Origin of the sequence: Psychrobacter phenylpyruvicus DSM 7000 = NBRC 102152, from assembly GCF_000685805.1 — a bacterium.
Lineage (GTDB): Bacteria > Pseudomonadota > Gammaproteobacteria > Pseudomonadales > Moraxellaceae > Psychrobacter > Psychrobacter phenylpyruvicus.
In genome coordinates this window covers 16210-33593 of the sequence record NZ_JMKP01000029.1, presented here as the reverse complement: position 1 = coordinate 33593, position 17384 = coordinate 16210, and the positions used below count along the sequence as shown (strand labels likewise).

Below are 17384 nucleotides of genomic sequence, written 5' to 3'. Positions count from 1 at the left end.
TGTCTAGAGTGTTTAGTAGTTCGATAACTGCTGGCTCACCGTACTTACCGTCGTTACCATTTAACGCTTCTAAAGCTGAACCTTTGATGATTGGAGTGTCATCACCTGGGAAGTCGTAGTCTGAAAGTAATTCACGTACTTCCATTTCTACTAGCTCTAGTAACTCTTCGTCATCTACCATGTCACATTTGTTCATGAATACGATGATGTATGGTACACCAACCTGACGTGATAATAGGATGTGCTCACGTGTTTGTGGCATTGGACCGTCAGTTGCTGATACTACTAGAATAGCACCGTCCATCTGAGCCGCACCAGTAATCATGTTTTTAACATAGTCAGCGTGACCTGGGCAGTCTACGTGTGCGTAGTGACGTGCTTCAGTGTCATACTCAATGTGTGACGTGTTAATTGTAATACCACGTGCTTTTTCTTCTGGTGCTGAGTCAATTGCAGCGTAATCTTTCGCTTCACCGCCAGAAGTTTTTGCCGCTACTGTTGCGATCGCAGCTGTTAGGGTAGTTTTACCGTGGTCAACGTGACCGATTGTACCAACGTTAACGTGTGGCTTGCTTCGTTCGAACTTGGCCTTTGCCATGAGTATGTCCTCTTATTAATACTAATTCAATTAAGACAGCTGATAAATAATTGTCATAAATAACACTATCTATTTTAAGGCTGTCAGAAAATAAGTTTCTTAAAAATAAAATAATGATTCTTGAAAATGGTGATCAAGTCAGTCGCAAATGATATAAGAAAATGATAGTGAATGACAAGCCCTTGATACGTAATTGGTCATAAATTCATCAACTACTTACAATGTATTCCGCTTAGGAATATTAAGAGCTTGTGATTACTGTTCTTTTTCAAGGAGTAGCTAATGATTAGCTACTCCCCTCATCAGACTTTACTTAATCGATATTACTCGTCGTCGTCATCCGCACCAGAGAATTTCTTCATGATTTCATCAGCTACAGACTTAGGTGTCTCAGCATACTTTTGGAATTCCATAGAGTATGTTGCACGACCTTGCGACTGTGAACGTAGGTTAGTTGCATAACCAAACATTTCTGCTAATGGAACTTCAGCACGGATCTGCTTAGTACCACCAGGTAAGTCGTCCATACCTTGAACCATACCACGGCGACGGTTTAAGTCACCCATGATATCGCCCATGTATTCTTCTGGAGTTTCAACTTCAACTTTCATGATTGGCTCAAGAAGAACTGGGTTAGCGTTCATGAAACCTTTTTTGAAGGCGATAGAACCAGCCATTTTGAACGATAATTCATCCGAGTCAACGTCATGGTATGAACCATCATATAGTGTCGCTTTAACACCAACGATTGGGTAACCGGCAAGGATACCGTTCTTCATACGCTCTTGAATACCTTTATCAACCGCACCATGGTACTCTTTTGGTATAACACCACCAACGATTTCTTCAGCGAATTCGTACTCTGGACCTTCATCAAGATCTAGAGGCTCTAGACGTAACCAAACGTGACCGAATTTACCACGACCACCAGTCTGACGAACGAATTTACCTTCTTGTTCAACAGTACCGCGGATAGTTTCACGGTAAGCAACTTGTGGTGCACCGATGTTAGCTTCTACTTTAAACTCACGCTTCATACGGTCAACAAGTACTTCTAAGTGAAGCTCACCCATACCACTGATGATTGTCTGACCTGATTCTTCGTCTGTGTGTACACGGAACGATGGGTCTTCTTTAGCTAGACGACCTAGAGCTACTGACATTTTTTCTTGGTCAGCTTTAGTCTTAGGCTCAACTGCTAGACTGATTACTGGCTCTGGGAATTCCATACGCTCTAGAGTAATGACTTCTTTTTCATCACATAGAGTATCACCAGTACCTACATCTTTCATACCTACTAAGGCTGCGATGTCACCAGCGCGAATTTCTTCAAGCTCTTGTTGTGACTCAGCATGCATCTGTACGATACGGCCAACACGCTCACGCTTCATTTTAACTGGGTTGTAAACGCTCTCACCCTGCTTGATAACACCAGAGTAAACACGTACGAAAGTTAAGTTACCAACGAACTTGTCGTTCATAATTTTGAAAGCTAGTGCTGCGAATGGAGCTTCATCAGAAGCTTCACGAGTACCTTCAGTTTCGTCTTTGTCATCAAGAATACCTTTAATTGCAGGAACATCTTGAGGCGCTGGCATATACTGAATTACCGCGTCCAACATCTTCTGTACACCTTTGTTTTTAAAGGCTGTACCACAGTACATTGGAATGATTTCGTTAGCGATAGTGCGCTGACGGATAGCTGCATGAATCTCATCTTCAGTTAGCTCTTCGCCTTCTAAATATTTGTTCATTAGCTCTTCGTTTGCTTCAGCAGCAACTTCAACTAACTCGCTACGGTACTCTTCAGCTTTGTCTTGAAGCTCAGCTGGGATTTCACGCTCTTCATACTTCATACCTAGAGATTCGGTATCCCAGTAGATAGCTTTCATCGTGATTAAGTCAACAACACCTTCGAAGTCATCTTCTTTACCAATTGGGATAACCATAGCTACTGGGTTACCGCCTAGGCGTGTTTTAACTTGTTCTTTAACACGGTAGAAGTCAGCACCAACACGGTCCATTTTGTTAACGAACGCTAAACGAGGTACATGATATTTGTTAGCTTGACGCCATACAGTCTCAGACTGAGGCTGCACACCACCAACCGCACAATAAACCATACATGCACCATCAAGTACACGCATTGAACGTTCTACTTCAATTGTGAAGTCAACGTGGCCCGGGGTGTCAATGATGTTGATACGATGCTGTGGGAATTGCTGACCCATACCTGACCAGAAACAAGTAGTTGCTGCTGAAGTAATGGTAATACCACGTTCTTGCTCTTGTTCCATCCAGTCCATAGTAGCGGCACCATCATGGCTCTCACCTAGCTTATGGTTTACGCCGGTATAGAATAGAATGCGTTCGGTCGTGGTTGTTTTACCAGCATCAATGTGTGCTGAAATACCAATATTACGATATCGGTTTAGGGGGGTTGCACGTGCCATAATTTTTTCCTAATGGAATGTCTTTATAATTTATTTCGTTGTAATAGTCTGAGATAGGCAGGAGGCTAGAGTAGCTTCAAAAGATGACAATTTTATGATACTGAAGCTGATAAAGCCTATATAGAATATCAGCTTGAGCATTCATGGCTAGATCATCAATTAGCTAGAATAAAACTGACTGTATTGTAGGCAGTTTTCCCAACTCACCATTATTTCTCAAAACTTAACGCTATTACGGTTATATCGCTTACTGTAACTTACCAAATTAAGCAGTTAAGCAAACAATATATTATGTAACTTTTTATTGTTAGAGGCTATTATGAATCTTGATTCCTAATAGCCTTAAATCTTAATAATCTTCTTTCAGTTACTCTCTTACTGTTTAAGCATACTCAATATAGAGTAGTCGCTTAAATTAGAAGCGGTAATGAGAGAATGCTTTGTTAGCATCAGCCATGCGGTGAACTTCGTCACGCTTTTTAACAGCGTTACCTTTACCTTCATGAGCATCAGCTAGCTCACCCGCTAAACGGAAAGCCATAGATTTTTCAGAGCGCTTAGAAGCAGCGTCAGCTAACCAACGCATCGCTAAAGCTGTACGACGGGAGGGGCGTACTTCCATAGGAACTTGATACGTAGCACCACCCACACGGCGAGCTTTAACTTCAACCATTGGGCGAACGTTTTCAAGTACTTCCTCGAAGAACTCAACTGGATCTTCGATGTTACGTTTTTCTGCAACTTGCTCTAATGCACCGTAAACAATACGTTCTGCAGTAGATTTTTTGCCATCAACCATTACGTGGTTAATGAATTTAGCAATTGTTTGGCTACCAAATTTTGGATCCGGTAGGATCTCACGGGTAGCGACGACGCGACGTCTTGGCATAATAAATTTCCTTGTCTTCAGGGTTGTCTGGCATTCATAACCATATACGAATATAGGTTTTAAATAGTGGTTACCAGCCAGCCTTACTGCATGGTGGTATGTTTGCTAATTAGCAGAACACCGAACCCATGCATGTTATTAGTTATTTGCTAATTAAGCTTTAGGCTTCTTAGCACCATATTTAGAACGACCTTGCTTACGGTCTTTAACGCCAGCACAGTCAAGTGCGCCGCGAACAGTGTGATAACGTACACCTGGTAAGTCTTTAACACGACCACCACGGATTAGTACAACACTGTGCTCTTGCAAGTTATGACCTTCACCACCGATGTAGCTAGATACTTCATAACCTGAAGTTAAACGTACACGACATACTTTACGCATGGCTGAGTTTGGTTTCTTTGGAGTGGTAGTATATACACGAGTACATACACCACGGCGTTGTGGGCATGATTGTAAAGCAGGAACGCCAGACTTTTCCTTTAATACTTTACGACCCTTACGAATCAATTGGTTAGTTGTTGCCATAAGGCATCCTTCTCCCGTTTATTAAATACAAAAAAATGGGCTACCAAGCCGTCAATTGCATTTTAAGCTTGTGATGGCTCTAAGAAAAATCTCATTGCCCTGTTAAGCTTAACACTAATGCTTCGACAGCTTACCCATTTTTCGGACACTATATTATATAGACTTATTGCAGAATACTCAAGTACCTGTTGTCTTGCAAATTTGGCAATAAATCGCTTTGAGCTTCTCTATTTTAGGTCATTCTTACTAAGTTTCAAGGGGCAGTCTTTAATAATATTTTGTTAACCCGTTTTTAGACAGCAAAACCTGTAACTTTGTGCTTTGTGATAAACTATCATAGCCTATATATAGTGGAATAACATTCCCTTTAAAATGACCATAAGTGACTTAACTATGAATAATTCTAATACTTCTGCAGACTCAGCTACCTTTATCAACCCCAATCAAGATACCCGCATTACCCAAGGCAGTCAGGTACAGCTTCATTTTGAAGTGTCTCTAGAAAATGGCACTGTGATTGATTCAACTTTTAATCGCCCTGAGCCAGTACGTTTAACCATAGGTGATGAAAGCTTATTGCCAGGTTTTGAGAGCGTGTTAAATAATTTACGTGCGGGTGATACCCGTACCGCTCACTTAGAGCCTGAGCAAGCCTTTGGTGAATGGAACAAAGACAACGTTCAAGTTTTTAGCCGCACTCAATTTGCCTTAACTGCAGCCAATCCAGAAGTGGGTATGATGATTGAATTTGAAGACAAAGGCAAAAACACCCTGCCTGGTGTGATCAGTAAAGTAACTGACGATGAGGTAGAAGTTGACTTTAACCACCCTCTGGCCGGCCAACCTCTGTTATTTAAAGTACAAATCTTTAAGGTTACCCCTCCTGGCCAAGTAGGCGTACAGTTAATGTAGCTCTCAACAGCCAACAGACACTCAATAAGACTGTAAATAATAAGACCATAAATAAAAAGGGATCAAGTATGAAGTACACCACCCTGCCCCAACTTGGTGATAAGGTTTCCAAAATCTGTTTGGGAACCATGACTTGGGGCCAACAAAACAACGAAGCTGAAGCTCATGAGCAAATGGACTTTGCTTTAGAGCAAGGCGTTAACTTCTGGGATACAGCTGAGATGTACCCCTCTCCTCCTGCTGAAGATAAGCAAGGTGACACTGAGCGCTTTATCGGCACTTGGTTTGCCAAAAACAAACGCCGTGATGAAGTGGTTTTGGCCAGTAAGATATCGCCCATGGGTTTTTTGCGTGAGGGAAAAACCCGCTTTAATGCCAATCACATCGCCGAAGCACTTGATGGCAACTTACAGCGCCTTCAAACTGATTATATTGATGTGTATCAGTTGCATTGGCCTGAGCGTGAAGCCAACTTTTTTAGTGTTCGCGGTTATACTGAACCGATGGCAGAGCAAGACTTGTCAGATTTAACACCATTTTTAGAGACCATCGAAGCTTTAAACGCAGAAATCGAGAAAGGGCGTATTAGAGCGTGGGGCTTGTCAAATGAGACCGCTTGGGGCGTGATGCGCTATCTGTGGGAAGCTGAGAAGAATGGCTTAAAAGGCCCTATCAGCGTACAAAACCCTTATAGCCTGCTTAACCGCCTGTATGAAGTCGGCTTGGCGGAAGTAACGCACCGTGAGAATGTGGGTCTGCTCGCTTACTCACCTTTAGGTTTTGGTGTCTTATCCGGCAAATACTTAGATGGAAAGCAGCCCGAAGGCGCTCGTCTAACCCTGTATGATCGTTTCCAACGTTACATTAATGAAGAGGCTAAGTGGGCAACCGCACAATACGCTCGTATTGCGGCAGATGCTGGACTGGATATGGCACAAATGGCCTTGGCTTTCGTCAATAGCCGTCATTTTGTCACCAGCAATATCATTGGTGCTACCTCAATTGAGCAGCTTAAGTCTAACATTGACAGTGTCAATCTTGAGCTAAGCGCTGATGTGTTAGAGGCCATTGAAGCGGTGCATACTCAGCAGCCGAACCCCTCCCCCTAGGCGCATTATTTTAGCTGATAAAATGATAAAGCTAACGCGCTTTTTTTAAATGGATCCCAATCCAATAAACTAAGCTCTATAAATCAAAAACCACTGGCTACTTAATGTAACCAGTGGTTTTTTGCCTCTGCTGTTAGCTCTGACGTTATAACAACCCAAATTATAGTTACAGTTACAGCTGCTGTAAGACGGTGATAAGTTCTAAATAAAAACCCTAAGCAACTGACCTTGCCTTATCTGCCGTACTATCAGTATCAGAGTTAGAAGCCGTAGGGTCAGCATCTTTTTTAAGCACTCGGCTGTGCAAATCTAGCAGACCTTGTTGCATGCTTTGGTGCAGTAGCTGGGTTAACTCATCACGGGTCTTGCCTGTAGTTTCAATCTTCTCAAGTGGCAAGATATAAGCGGTAACTGGGCCACTATCCATAACATTTAAGAAGCTCTTGGTAAAAGAAGTGTCGCCAACAAAGGGCACTTGATCATCCAATTCCCCCTTATCGTTCACATAGCAGACCACAAGAGGCTGGATGGGTTTGTCGGCATCCATGGCTGCTTGTAGCAATTTGCCATATATCTTCTTGATATGAGTACCATCTGTAGTGGTGCCCTCAGGATAGAAGAGAACAGAGTAGCCTTTTTTTAAAAACTCAGTGATTTGACCAGCAACCTTACCCGAATCACCAGAACCACGTTTGATGAACAATGAGCCACAAGCACGGGCCAATCGTCCAAACGCTGGCATTTTCTCAACCTCAGCCTTGGATAAAAAGAAGGCTGGCACCATACTGCCCATCACCGGAATATCCATCCAAGACACATGATTGCCCGCCCATAATCCATGAGTTTCAGGAATAGGCTCAACCGCCACTACCTCTATATGAAAAGCGGCCGCCATATTGCGACAAAAAATCCTGTTGTAGCGTGGCAACTCATCACGTTTCGGAACCTCTCCCCAACCCTCTACTTTGGTTATGGCGCGATAACCACCGACCATGGTTTCACTCATGCCTTTGATTACTTGAGCGCGCCGCAATTGTTTAGCCAGCTGCTTTGTCAGCAGTTTGCCTGCTTTATTTTTTATTGTGTTGCTATTTATTGTGTTGCTAGTAGAGGCCTCTCTGGGTTGGTTGTGAGAGCCATCGGTCGCTACAGGGTGTCTTTGCATAAAACTTCCTTCACTGGAATTGATTACATCAGTTAGGCACCACTATAGCGGTAAAACACAGTTAATATGTCACATTTTTCATATATTTTAATTACAGTTATGTTGTTATTGTCACTCTGATACGCTCTGCTGGCTTTTCACTACCCGGCTGTGTAGCTCCTCTAAGCCTGCCTGCATACGCTCCTGTAACTCAGCGGTCAACTCATCGCGAGTCTTATCTTCTGGATATAAAGGCTGTAAAGGAAGCACGTAAGCTGTGACTAAATCGCCATCAATGACACTCATCAGACTATCCTTTAACTTAATACCTCCATAATATGGGACGGTATCATCAAGCTCACCTTCTTTATTAATGTAACAAATGACGATAGGCTGAACTGGTTTATTGGCATCTATAGCCGCTTGTAGCAATTTGCCATGTAGTTTCTTGATTTTTCGGCCATCCGTTGTGGTGGCCTCTGGGAAAAACATCACCGAGTAACCCTGCTTTAAAAAAGTCGCCATTTGTGAGGCTACCGAACCAGCATCACCTGACCCTCGTTTAATAAACAAAGTTCCCGCTACTTTTGCCAAAGGACCCATAACTGGCATTTTTGCCACTTCAGCTTTCGATAAAAAAAAGGCAGGGCTTACGCTTCCCACAACAGGAATATCCATCCAAGAAATGTGATTTGAGGCCCACAAAGCATGAGTCTTTGGCACTGGCTCCACCTCAACCACTTCTACCCCTAAGGCACGGGCAGACTTGCGGCAGAATACTTGAATGTACTTTGGCAAAATATCTCTTGGTGGCTCACGCCAAGCATCAATTTTGGTTGCCGCTCTATAGCCTCCAGCCACGGTATCTACTAAGCCCATAACCGTTTTACCCCGCTTCATACCGTTTTTGGCAGTTAATTTAAAGGCGTCTTCAATTTTAGATTTCAAACTCATAGCAAGGCCCGCACTAAACTAATTATAAGAATAAGATTCATGGCCTTGATAACTTCATCTCTTATCGCAACCACAAATATTTAAGATAACAGAGTATATCAAATAAATTAATTACAGTAATCAACTGTTCACTCACTTATTTGATGTCGTCCTCATTTATTGTCTTATATTTGTACTATTTTCAAGTTGCCCCTTTTAATTTGATTCAGTTAACATCATAAATAGTCAATATCGACCTCAAAATTAGGGGTCATAAGCTTTAAATTTATAAAATAGGTGGATATTTTTGGATTATTTTGACAGACATGAAGGTGGTGAACGTGCCATCTTAGTACATTTAGAAATTAGACAAATTTCAGATCCAGATGATATAGAAGAGTTTAAACTCTTGGTCGACTCAGCAGGCGCTCAGCAGTTAGCTTTGATCACCGGATCTAGACAAAAACCCGATGCCAAATACTTTATTGGTAGTGGTAAAGCACAGGAAATTGCTGAACAAGTCCAAGCTTTGGATGCCGATATTGTTATCTTTAACCATAGCCTTACCCCGTCTCAAGAACGAAACTTAGAGACCTTATTACAATGCCGAGTGTTAGACCGCACTGGGCTTATCCTAGATATTTTCGCCCAGCGCGCCCGTACCTATGAAGGTAAACTTCAGGTTGAGTTGGCCCAATTAAACCACTTAGCTACCCGCTTAGTACGAGGTTGGACTCACTTAGAGCGCCAAAAAGGGGGGATTGGCTTGCGTGGTCCAGGTGAGACGCAGTTAGAGACAGACAGACGCTTATTACAAATTCGAGTAACGCAGTTAAAAGCCAGATTGGACAAAGTTAAGCAAACCCGGGCTCAGGGCCGAGCCAAACGTCAAAAATCTGATGTGTTGACCGTATCCCTTGTAGGCTATACCAACGCTGGTAAGTCGTCTTTATTTAACCGTTTGGTCGATGAGAATATCTATGCCGCTGACCAGCTATTTGCGACGCTAGATCCCACTCTGAGACGCTTAGACTGGCAAGGTGTTGGCCGTGTGGTATTGGTGGATACAGTGGGCTTTGTTCGCCACTTACCCCACGAGTTGGTTGAGTCCTTTCATGCCACTTTAGAGGAGACACTAGAGGCGGATTTATTACTGCATGTTATTGACTCATCTAGTCCAGACATGCATGAGCAAATTCAGGCTGTAAAATCAGTATTGGCTGAAATTAATAGTGATGTTCCTGTGCTCAACGTCTATAACAAAATTGACTTAACTGGGGAGCCAGCTCATATCAATTATAGTGAGCCTGGGGTGCCAAGCCGAGTTTACGTCTCTGCCAAAGCAGACTTGGGCATGAGTATGCTCACCACTGCGGTGCAACAACTGTTAACTGGTAAGTTAAGTACATTTGAGCTAACCCTACCTTTTCATGCGGGTAATCTAAAAAATGAGCTATACCGCTTAGATGTGGTGGAGCAAGAAAGCTACGATGAGTCCGGTCATGAGGTTTTAACCTTACGTCTGCCAGCTGATAAATTACAGCAGTTATTGGGTCAGTCAAATATTGATCCCTTTTCAGTACTGCCAAAAGAGCAAGCTGAGCTATTAATCCCTAAACTTGAGCCTTTTGAAAAAGAGCTAAAAGAAGAAGCCGAGCAGGCATTACTGTCTGACGCTAATCTAGAGCATGACCTTGATGACTACGAGTTGGAAGTAGACCCTATTTCAGTAACTGAACAAGAGTCTAATGATTAATTTAGCTTTTTTTGCAATAGCAGGCTATAATCACTGTCTTACTTTTATTAAAAAGAGCCTTAAGGCTCTTTTTTTTTGCTTTAAAATTTGATTAACTTATCCTTTAGTTGAATTGATTTGGTAGAATCTAATTTTTATCGCTTACTATTATTGCTTTCGCCTCGATTATCAAGGATGATTTATGTCCACTGCTTCAAACTCTTCTAATAATCAATCACTGAGCTCAGGATCAAAGGTTTCACTGCCAGTGGCCATTGTTTTTACACTAGCTATAGTCATTGTTATTCGTGAAAGTGCGGTGTTAGTTTGTGAGGCATTAGGCTTTGCCAGTGCTGGTAATATCGTAGGCTTAATTGCTTTCTTTTTGATATTAATGGGACTGCGTTTTACAGTAGGTCTTCCTGAGTGGCTCACTAGTGCCAGTAATACCTTATTGGTAGACAGTGGTTTTGCCTTTTTGCCAGTATCTGCTGGGGCGGGCTTACTAATTTTCGGATTGGGTGACGAGCTATGGGGAATTATGCTGACCTTGGTCATCAGTACCCTTATCCCTTTATGGGGATTGGCAAAGCTGTCTAACGTCTGGCTAAATGATGGGCAGAGCGCTGACTCCCTACAAAACCCAGAGCAAACACCAGCGCAGTCAGCTACTGTGAAGCCTGAATCAAACTCTTTTGACAATACTGATTTTAACAATACTGATAATAAGGGCGATAAGTGATGAATTTATTACAACTTATGCCTGAGGGCACCACATTATTTACGGTATTTGCCGCTTTTATGCTGACCTTGGTCGCCCATGTGTTGGCTCGCATTTTATCAAAGAAAATCTCTGGCCTACCCATGGTTATTACCGCCTTGGTGTTGGTATTGTTATTCTTATTTATTTTTAGCTGGGACTACGAGCATTATTATGCCGTTGCTAAGCCAATATTTGACCATCTGCTGGGCTATGTGACGGTATTATTGGCCATTCCTTTAGCCACTATGAATTTCAAAGGGCTGCCCATTAAGAAGCTGTCTATCATTGTAGTAATAGCCAGCTTGGTTGGTGCGTTACTCCCTATGGCAATGGCCTACGGCTTCTCTTTGAGTTACGAAACAATTTTGGCGTTTTCTACTCGTTCTGTGACAACCCCAATTGGATTAAGTGTGGCAGAAATAATCAAGGCGCCTTTAGCATTAGCCAACCTAATAATTATTGTGTCAGGGTTACTGGGCGGCGCGGTAGCAAGACCCCTATTCCGTAGCGTACAAGATGACCGGGCAAAAGGACTCGCCTTAGGCTTAGCGGCTCACGCTTTTGGTACTGTTGAAGCTTGGCAAATTAGTCATACTGCGGGCAGATATGCCGCCTTTGGTTTGGCCGTCAACGGCTTAATAACCGCTGTTTGGGTCCCCCTATTTGTGGCCGCTCTACTATAAAAATAGGCGTATTGATTGCAATATTTTACTCCAAAGCCAAAAGAGCTTTGGGGTAAAATAATTCTGACTTTGTTAGTAAGAGACAGCTAACAAAGGCTTAAAACTTACTTCTAGTAACAATATTTCTTATTCTTTCTGAACTGCTGTTCATCGGATACAGAAGAGATTATCTGTTAGATATAAATGTTTAATAGTGCTATATTACGTTGTCTTATCGTATTTTATAGTTTAAACAAGCTTATAAGTTGCCCCTCTTTTATTGGTCGGCAAACTCTTAAGCCAGAACTACTTTATACCTCTTTAATATATAAATTGTATGGCTTTAAAAAATAAGTGAAAATGAATATGACTGAATTGTTGAATAAAGTTATAGCTCGTTCAGCCAGTTTGGTTGCCGGTTCAATAATAATCTCTTCAAGTATGTTGGCAGCAAATGCTGGTAATATGTACATTTATAAAGATGATTCAGGTCAGGTACTTCTCACCAATGTGAATCCTTCTGACAACTTTAATAAGTACTCAAAAAAAGTAAAAGTTAACTACTACCCTAACTCAGGGGCAGATTTAACAGCGTCTAATACCTTAACCATCAAAGAGCCTAGCTACTTTAGTACCCTAAACTCTAGAAGTTTTAGTGACATGCCAAATAGCGTTAGCTCAAGCAGCAGCATTGGTTCAGGTAATAATTTATACGATCATTACATTCTTGAGTCAGCCAAACGTCATGGTGTTGACCCTGGCCTGCTAAAAGCAATGATGCACACTGAATCCTCATTCAACCCCAATGCCCGCTCTCCGGTGGGTGCTCAGGGCTTAATGCAGCTTATGCCGGCTACGGCTCGCCGCTTCTCTGTAATCAATGCTTGGAACCCAGCCGAGAATATTGAAGGCGCTGCTAAATATGTGGCTTGGCTCAGCAGACGCTTTAACGGAAAAATTGAGCATGTCTTAGCCGGCTATAACGCAGGGGAAGGTAACGTAGATAAGTATGGCGGTGTTCCTCCTTTTAGAGAAACCCGAAACTATGTTCAAAGAGTGCTCAGTCGTTATAACAGCTTATATAGAACCAATGGTTCTTCATTTAATACAGTAGCCGCCACCACTTCAGAGCCAAGCTATCCGGCAGAAAATTATGCGGCCAGCTCTACCTCCTTTGGTACTACTAGTAACAGCTATATTCAGAATAGCTATACTCAATAATAAGCAAACAACTGCATTAAAAACCACATTAAAAAAGGCCTTCTAATAATAGAAGGCCTTTTTGTTATCACTAATTACAACACTAGCTGTTTTAAGCTTATAGTTCTAAATTTAAACTTACAGGTTTAAAAGAACCCTACCGCTTTAGAGCAATTAGGCAGTGGGATGTAATCGAACATTTAGCTCATCAATAATCTCTACCCAAGCAGCATCACGCTTCCACTCTTCTTGTAAGAAGGCACGTTGGGTATCACTCCAAAAATCAGCCTCAATTAATGAAGTATTTTTTTCTAGGGGGTGTTCAGCAATAAATTTGTCAATGGCTTCATCTGAGCTCTCTAATCCTAATTGAGCAAATAATGCATTCATAGTATATTCTGGTTCGCCTAACATAACATCTCCTTGTGTTCCAATTGATTAATTTATAAATTTATAAAGTTAATTTTTTATAATCTAGTTTTATCGCCAAATTTTAGTTCTAATGCCAAATTATAGCCTAGCTATTATTTTAACTTTTTCATTGTAGCAAAACCCCGCCGCTGTAATGTGCGATTACTATTTAGAAGCTTTACTATTATGTTAACGAAAAAAAAGAGCCTGCAAAACTCGCAGGCTCTTTTATATGACAGCAATAGGTTAAAAGTTAATTTAAACCCATCAACTCTCTACTATGGAAGTAGGTGTTCTACTGCATCACGCTCTTCAGTAAGCTCTTGCTCAGTCGCTTTCATCTTCTCTTGTGAGAAATCAGAAGATACGTCTAAGCCTTCAACGATTTTCCAATCGCCATTAGCACAAGTACATGGGAATGAGTAGATTAGGCCTTTAGTGATACCATACTCACCATTTGAGTACACACCCATTGATACCCAGTCGTTCTCATCTGAGCCTAGTGCCCAAGTACGCATGTGAGCGATGGCCGCATTGGCTGCTGAAGCGGCAGATGACGCACCACGTGCTTCGATGATAGCTGCACCACGTTTTTGTACGCTTGGGATATAGCTGTTTTCGTACCAATCACGATCAACTTGGTCTAGAGCTGGCTTACCATTAACGGTACACTCAGTTAGATCTGGATACTGAGTTGAAGAGTGGTTACCCCAAATGATCATTTTTTTGATGTCATTAACAGTGCTGTTGGTTTCTTCAGCTAGCTGCGCTAAGCCACGGTTGTGGTCTAGACGAGTCATTGCAGTGAAGTTACGTGGATCTAGATCTGGAGCATTACGCTGAGCGATCAAGGCGTTAGTGTTAGCTGGGTTACCCACAACCAATACTTTAACATCACGGCTAGCCACTTCGTTTAAAGCTTTACCTTGAGCTGAGAAAATAGCAGCGTTGGCTTCAAGTAAGTCTTTACGCTCCATACCAGGCCCACGAGGACGAGCACCAACTAATAACGCATAGTCTGCATCTTTGAATGCAACATTAGCATCGTCAGTTTGTACCACGCCTGCTAATAGTGGGAATGCACAATCTTCAAGCTCCATAACAACCCCTTTTAGGGCGTCAAGTGCTGGTGTGATTTCTAAAAGCTGTAGAATAACAGGCTGATCTTTACCTAGCATTTCGCCTGAAGCAATACGAAACAGCATAGCATAACTAATATTACCAGCAGCACCAGTAACGGCAACGCGAACAGGTTGTTTCATTTAATTCTCCTAGAGATTTTGTGAGGTTGTTTTCCATTGGGTTATGACAACAATTTGTCATGTTTAGGCAACCATTAGCAGGTGATAGCATATTTTTCCCAAATGTATTAGAGCCAATCAAACCACTGTTTAATCAGCCGCAAATAACACTCTACAATGCATCCTATCACTACCAGAGTGTCAACCTAATCTAAGACTCTTTGAACTGATTACTTATCATCGCAAGACCACAAGTATTCAATTAAAAAAATCGTAGCTGACTGACAATGCCTAGTTTTATAAAGCGTATACATTTTTAATGCGGTAAAAGTGTAGCACCTTTCAAAATTTTGCTCAAACCTATTTCTCTGTATATTAATAATAAATAAGGGATAGCAAGCTTGTATTTTGCTATCCCTCACTTTAACTATTAATAACCAGCTGGAATGGTACCCATACGCTGTGTAATAGGCATGTTAGCGCCCAGTAAGCTGCTATAAATAGTGGCGTTTTCCATCACTCGTTTGACATAGTTACGAGTTTCAGGATAAGCGATACTTTCTACATATTGGTCTGCAGCCAATGAGCCATAGACGGGTTGCCAACGCTTGGCCTTATTTGGACCTGCGTTATAGCCTGCTGTGGCCAGTACCGGTTGATTGTATAGTTTGCCCATAATATCACTCATATACCAAGTACCGTAACGGATATTGGTATCTCCACTATTGGCACGGCTAGCACTGTAAGTTTCGCCTAGGTTGCGAGCAATATATTTGGCAGTATCTGGCATAATCTGCATTAAACCACTAGCGCCAACACCTGAGCGCGCGGTACTAACGAAGCGACTTTCTTGACGCATAATACCGTAAGCCCATGCTGGATCAATACCTACTTGACGACTATAACGAACCACTTGGTCTTGATGCGGCATTGGGTGCGATAGACTATAGATGTTTAGATCCTCTGTACTATCAATGGCATAAATAGAGCGGTCTAGCCAGCCTATGTCATGAGCATATTTAGAAGCCGCAACAATCATTTTATTATCGTTATTGTCACGAGCTTTTTTTACAGCCCAGTTCCATTCACGGTTGGCATAAGTACGGCTAGCACTTGAATTATATAAGGCAAAAGCACGAGCAAAATGCGGGTCGTTAAGCATACGATTGGTATCACTGCTAGCCACATTCGGCAAAGCGGTACTGCCAGCGTTAAAGCGTTGATTGACTTTGTCTTTGGCCAAAAGACCATAATAATCACTGTTATTGGCTAAGCGCTGATATATTTGACGCGCCAAGGCCTTTTTATTGCCATCACCAACTTGCTCGTAGGCACGTGCTAGCCAGTACTGCCAGATATTTTCTTTTTGAACCGCATTGTCCATACTGCCAATGGCATTAATTAAATCATTCCACTGACTAAAACGAATGGCTGCGGTGGCATAGTCTTCTGCTTCTTCATAGTTAAATGACTCGCCTAAGCTGTTGCGGAACCAAGTAATGGCCTCATCATTAAAGCCGTCATCGGTGTTGTAATACATACGTTTTACGCCCAAGATACGATAGGCGTAACGGCGAGTTTCTTCATTAATTAACTTTTGCGGACGATTGTTGTCTTGCTTAATGTCGTAATCTACCTGTATGGCCGCCTCTCGATAAGACTTATCGGCGATGCGTCCGATGGCATAAAGGTATAAGTACTGGTTTTTTACACTATTAGGCTGGTTGCCAAAGCGGGTTAAGAACGCTGAAGGATTTAGCTGAATTTCACTTAGCTCGCTATAGGCAATAGGAGTTCCCAGTGACTGGGCCAAGGCCATAATATCGCCGGTATTACCAACACGTAACATACGCAATAAGCGCTGTTTGCGGTCGGTATTATTAATCATCGGGTTGCCATTCATTTCAGTGGCCAACTGACTACATAAAGCCGGCTGCTTTTTGGTGGTTAACCAAACATCAGGCTTTAAGGCAATCGCGCGCATGGCATCACCACCATTGTTAAAGCCTAAAGCCACCGCACATTTTTCACTATCATCCGCATTGTGGACGTAATTGGCCACTTGACGTACTGCATTATAGTCACCGGACTGAGCTTTAGTTTCTGCATAGTCTGCAGCCAACTTCTCTGCCATTACACTGCCGCTATACTGACTAGCGAACTGGGTTACCACATTGGGATGTAAGGTAGAGATGTCATTATTTAGACGCCAGTAAGCTGGGTACATAGCAAATAAGCCGTTACCCATCATTTGCTCATACTGGTACAAAGCCCCTGAATCTCGGCGCTCAGCGGCTGCTAGGGCTTCATTAAAATAATTGATACTGGTGTCATTACTATAGTTGGGGCTACTGCCTGGCCAAGACAATTGAGCACAAGCCATTTGGGTCAGACCCATAAGCGCTAATGAGGCAACCACAGGTACCTTAACCCCAAAACCACGTGCTTTGGTCTTAGTATTTGGTTTTTTTGGTAATTTATTAGTAAAGGTTTTTTTTAGCATAGATACAGTCTTATAATTAAAAAAGTTAATTCATTAAAATCAAAACACGCCTTCGTCTAGATTATAGGCAAGAATCAGAGTGAGCCAAAATGCTTTATGTAAGTTGATGTTGCAGGCCTAATTACAAAGTTTAATTTTTTAACAATCGACTCTATATATGTCACTCAGCTTACTGCGTTTTATGAAAAAGAGGATTACCATTTATAGGGGCTAAAAAGACAGAGATAAACCTTAGCATTATTTTAGCGTTAACTTAAAGACATTTGATCGTTAACTGAAAGAACCTATATAGCTTTCACACTC

At 42.0% G+C, this 17384-nt stretch carries 15 protein-coding genes; 6 read left to right on the top strand and 9 right to left on the bottom strand.

The features are described from left to right. The 4 genes from G561_RS0110620 to rpsL all read right to left on the bottom strand — a co-directional run. Positions 1 to 598, bottom strand: a 598-nt coding sequence (locus G561_RS0110620) for a GTP-binding protein (protein ID WP_028859544.1), incomplete at its 3' end; no start/stop codon positions are given. A 323-nt stretch (positions 599 to 921) separates the two neighbouring features. After that, positions 922 to 3051 (bottom strand): elongation factor G, encoded by a 2130-nt coding sequence (gene fusA, locus G561_RS0110615; protein WP_028859543.1) that lies wholly within the window; start codon positions 3049 to 3051, stop codon positions 922 to 924. A 415-nt stretch (positions 3052 to 3466) separates the two neighbouring features. Then, positions 3467 to 3940, bottom strand: coding sequence for a 30S ribosomal protein S7 (gene rpsG, locus G561_RS0110610; protein ID WP_028859542.1), 474 nt, complete (start codon positions 3938 to 3940; stop codon positions 3467 to 3469). A gap of 153 nt (positions 3941 to 4093) precedes the next feature. After that, complete coding sequence (gene rpsL / locus G561_RS0110605; protein WP_007395523.1) at positions 4094 to 4468, bottom strand: 30S ribosomal protein S12; 375 nt, start codon at positions 4466 to 4468, stop codon at positions 4094 to 4096. A gap of 393 nt (positions 4469 to 4861) precedes the next feature. Between rpsL and G561_RS0110600 the strand changes: the two genes are divergently transcribed. After that, the gene (locus G561_RS0110600; protein ID WP_028859541.1) at positions 4862 to 5380 is read left to right on the top strand and encodes an FKBP-type peptidyl-prolyl cis-trans isomerase; all 519 of its coding nucleotides are present in this window, start codon (positions 4862 to 4864) and stop codon (positions 5378 to 5380) included. 68 nt (positions 5381 to 5448) lie between these two features. Continuing rightward, a complete protein-coding gene (locus tag G561_RS0110595) occupies positions 5449 to 6489 on the top strand; it encodes an aldo/keto reductase (RefSeq protein WP_028859540.1) in 1041 nt (346 codons plus the stop codon). A 214-nt stretch (positions 6490 to 6703) separates the two neighbouring features. Here the strand turns inward: G561_RS0110595 and G561_RS14470 are convergent, their stop codons facing one another. After that, complete coding sequence (locus G561_RS14470; RefSeq protein ID WP_081794448.1) at positions 6704 to 7654, bottom strand: lysophospholipid acyltransferase family protein; 951 nt, start codon at positions 7652 to 7654, stop codon at positions 6704 to 6706. Between the two features lie 111 nt (positions 7655 to 7765). Continuing rightward, positions 7766 to 8587, bottom strand: a complete 822-nt coding sequence (locus G561_RS0110585) for a lysophospholipid acyltransferase family protein (RefSeq protein WP_028859539.1) — start codon at positions 8585 to 8587, stop codon at positions 7766 to 7768. Between the two features lie 286 nt (positions 8588 to 8873). On the opposite strand from G561_RS0110585, the gene hflX reads away from it, so the two are divergent. The 4 genes from hflX to G561_RS0110565 all read left to right on the top strand — a co-directional run bounded on the left by hflX (position 8874) and on the right by G561_RS0110565 (position 12947). Continuing rightward, positions 8874 to 10322: a ribosome rescue GTPase HflX gene (gene hflX / locus G561_RS0110580; RefSeq protein ID WP_028859538.1), complete on the top strand. Its 1449-nt coding sequence runs from the start codon at positions 8874 to 8876 to the stop codon at positions 10320 to 10322. A gap of 181 nt (positions 10323 to 10503) precedes the next feature. Beyond that, positions 10504 to 11043 (top strand): hypothetical protein, encoded by a 540-nt coding sequence (locus tag G561_RS15620; protein ID WP_051584508.1) that lies wholly within the window; start codon positions 10504 to 10506, stop codon positions 11041 to 11043. Next, entirely contained in the window at positions 11043 to 11747 is a 705-nt protein-coding gene (locus G561_RS0110570; RefSeq protein ID WP_037032216.1) for an LrgB family protein, read from the top strand. The genes G561_RS15620 and G561_RS0110570 overlap by 1 nt, the downstream gene beginning before the upstream one ends. A 345-nt stretch (positions 11748 to 12092) precedes the next feature. Further along, complete coding sequence (locus G561_RS0110565; protein WP_081794449.1) at positions 12093 to 12947, top strand: lytic transglycosylase domain-containing protein; 855 nt, start codon at positions 12093 to 12095, stop codon at positions 12945 to 12947. A gap of 153 nt (positions 12948 to 13100) precedes the next feature. Here G561_RS0110565 and G561_RS0110560 read toward each other — a convergent pair whose 3' ends face one another. From G561_RS0110560 to G561_RS0110550, 3 genes are all read right to left on the bottom strand, one after another. Next, positions 13101 to 13340, bottom strand: coding sequence for a DUF2789 domain-containing protein (locus tag G561_RS0110560; RefSeq protein ID WP_028859534.1), 240 nt, complete (start codon positions 13338 to 13340; stop codon positions 13101 to 13103). A 275-nt stretch (positions 13341 to 13615) separates the two neighbouring features. After that, on the bottom strand, positions 13616 to 14599 hold the full coding sequence (locus G561_RS0110555) for a malate dehydrogenase (RefSeq protein ID WP_028859533.1): 984 nt from the start codon (positions 14597 to 14599) through the stop codon (positions 13616 to 13618). Positions 14600 to 15008: 409 nt separating this feature from the next. After that, positions 15009 to 17081 carry a lytic transglycosylase domain-containing protein gene (locus tag G561_RS0110550; RefSeq protein ID WP_081794447.1) on the bottom strand — a complete coding sequence of 691 codons (2073 nt, stop codon included), beginning with the start codon at positions 17079 to 17081 and terminating at the stop codon, positions 15009 to 15011. Between the last annotated feature and the right edge of the window lie 303 nt (positions 17082 to 17384).

Coding starts and splice junctions, on each gene's coding strand:
- fusA (WP_028859543.1), bottom strand. CDS start 3,051: ATGGCACGTGCAACCCCCCTAAACCGATATCGTAATATTGGTATTTCA.
- rpsG (WP_028859542.1), bottom strand. CDS start 3,940: ATGCCAAGACGTCGCGTCGTCGCTACCCGTGAGATCCTACCGGATCCA.
- rpsL (WP_007395523.1), bottom strand. CDS start 4,468: ATGGCAACAACTAACCAATTGATTCGTAAGGGTCGTAAAGTATTAAAG.
- G561_RS0110600 (WP_028859541.1), top strand. CDS start 4,862: ATGAATAATTCTAATACTTCTGCAGACTCAGCTACCTTTATCAACCCC.
- G561_RS0110595 (WP_028859540.1), top strand. CDS start 5,449: ATGAAGTACACCACCCTGCCCCAACTTGGTGATAAGGTTTCCAAAATC.
- G561_RS14470 (WP_081794448.1), bottom strand. CDS start 7,654: ATGCAAAGACACCCTGTAGCGACCGATGGCTCTCACAACCAACCCAGA.
- G561_RS0110585 (WP_028859539.1), bottom strand. CDS start 8,587: ATGAGTTTGAAATCTAAAATTGAAGACGCCTTTAAATTAACTGCCAAA.
- G561_RS15620 (WP_051584508.1), top strand. CDS start 10,504: ATGTCCACTGCTTCAAACTCTTCTAATAATCAATCACTGAGCTCAGGA.
- G561_RS0110570 (WP_037032216.1), top strand. CDS start 11,043: ATGAATTTATTACAACTTATGCCTGAGGGCACCACATTATTTACGGTA.
- G561_RS0110565 (WP_081794449.1), top strand. CDS start 12,093: ATGACTGAATTGTTGAATAAAGTTATAGCTCGTTCAGCCAGTTTGGTT.
- G561_RS0110560 (WP_028859534.1), bottom strand. CDS start 13,340: ATGTTAGGCGAACCAGAATATACTATGAATGCATTATTTGCTCAATTA.
- G561_RS0110555 (WP_028859533.1), bottom strand. CDS start 14,599: ATGAAACAACCTGTTCGCGTTGCCGTTACTGGTGCTGCTGGTAATATT.
- G561_RS0110550 (WP_081794447.1), bottom strand. CDS start 17,081: ATGCTAAAAAAAACCTTTACTAATAAATTACCAAAAAAACCAAATACT.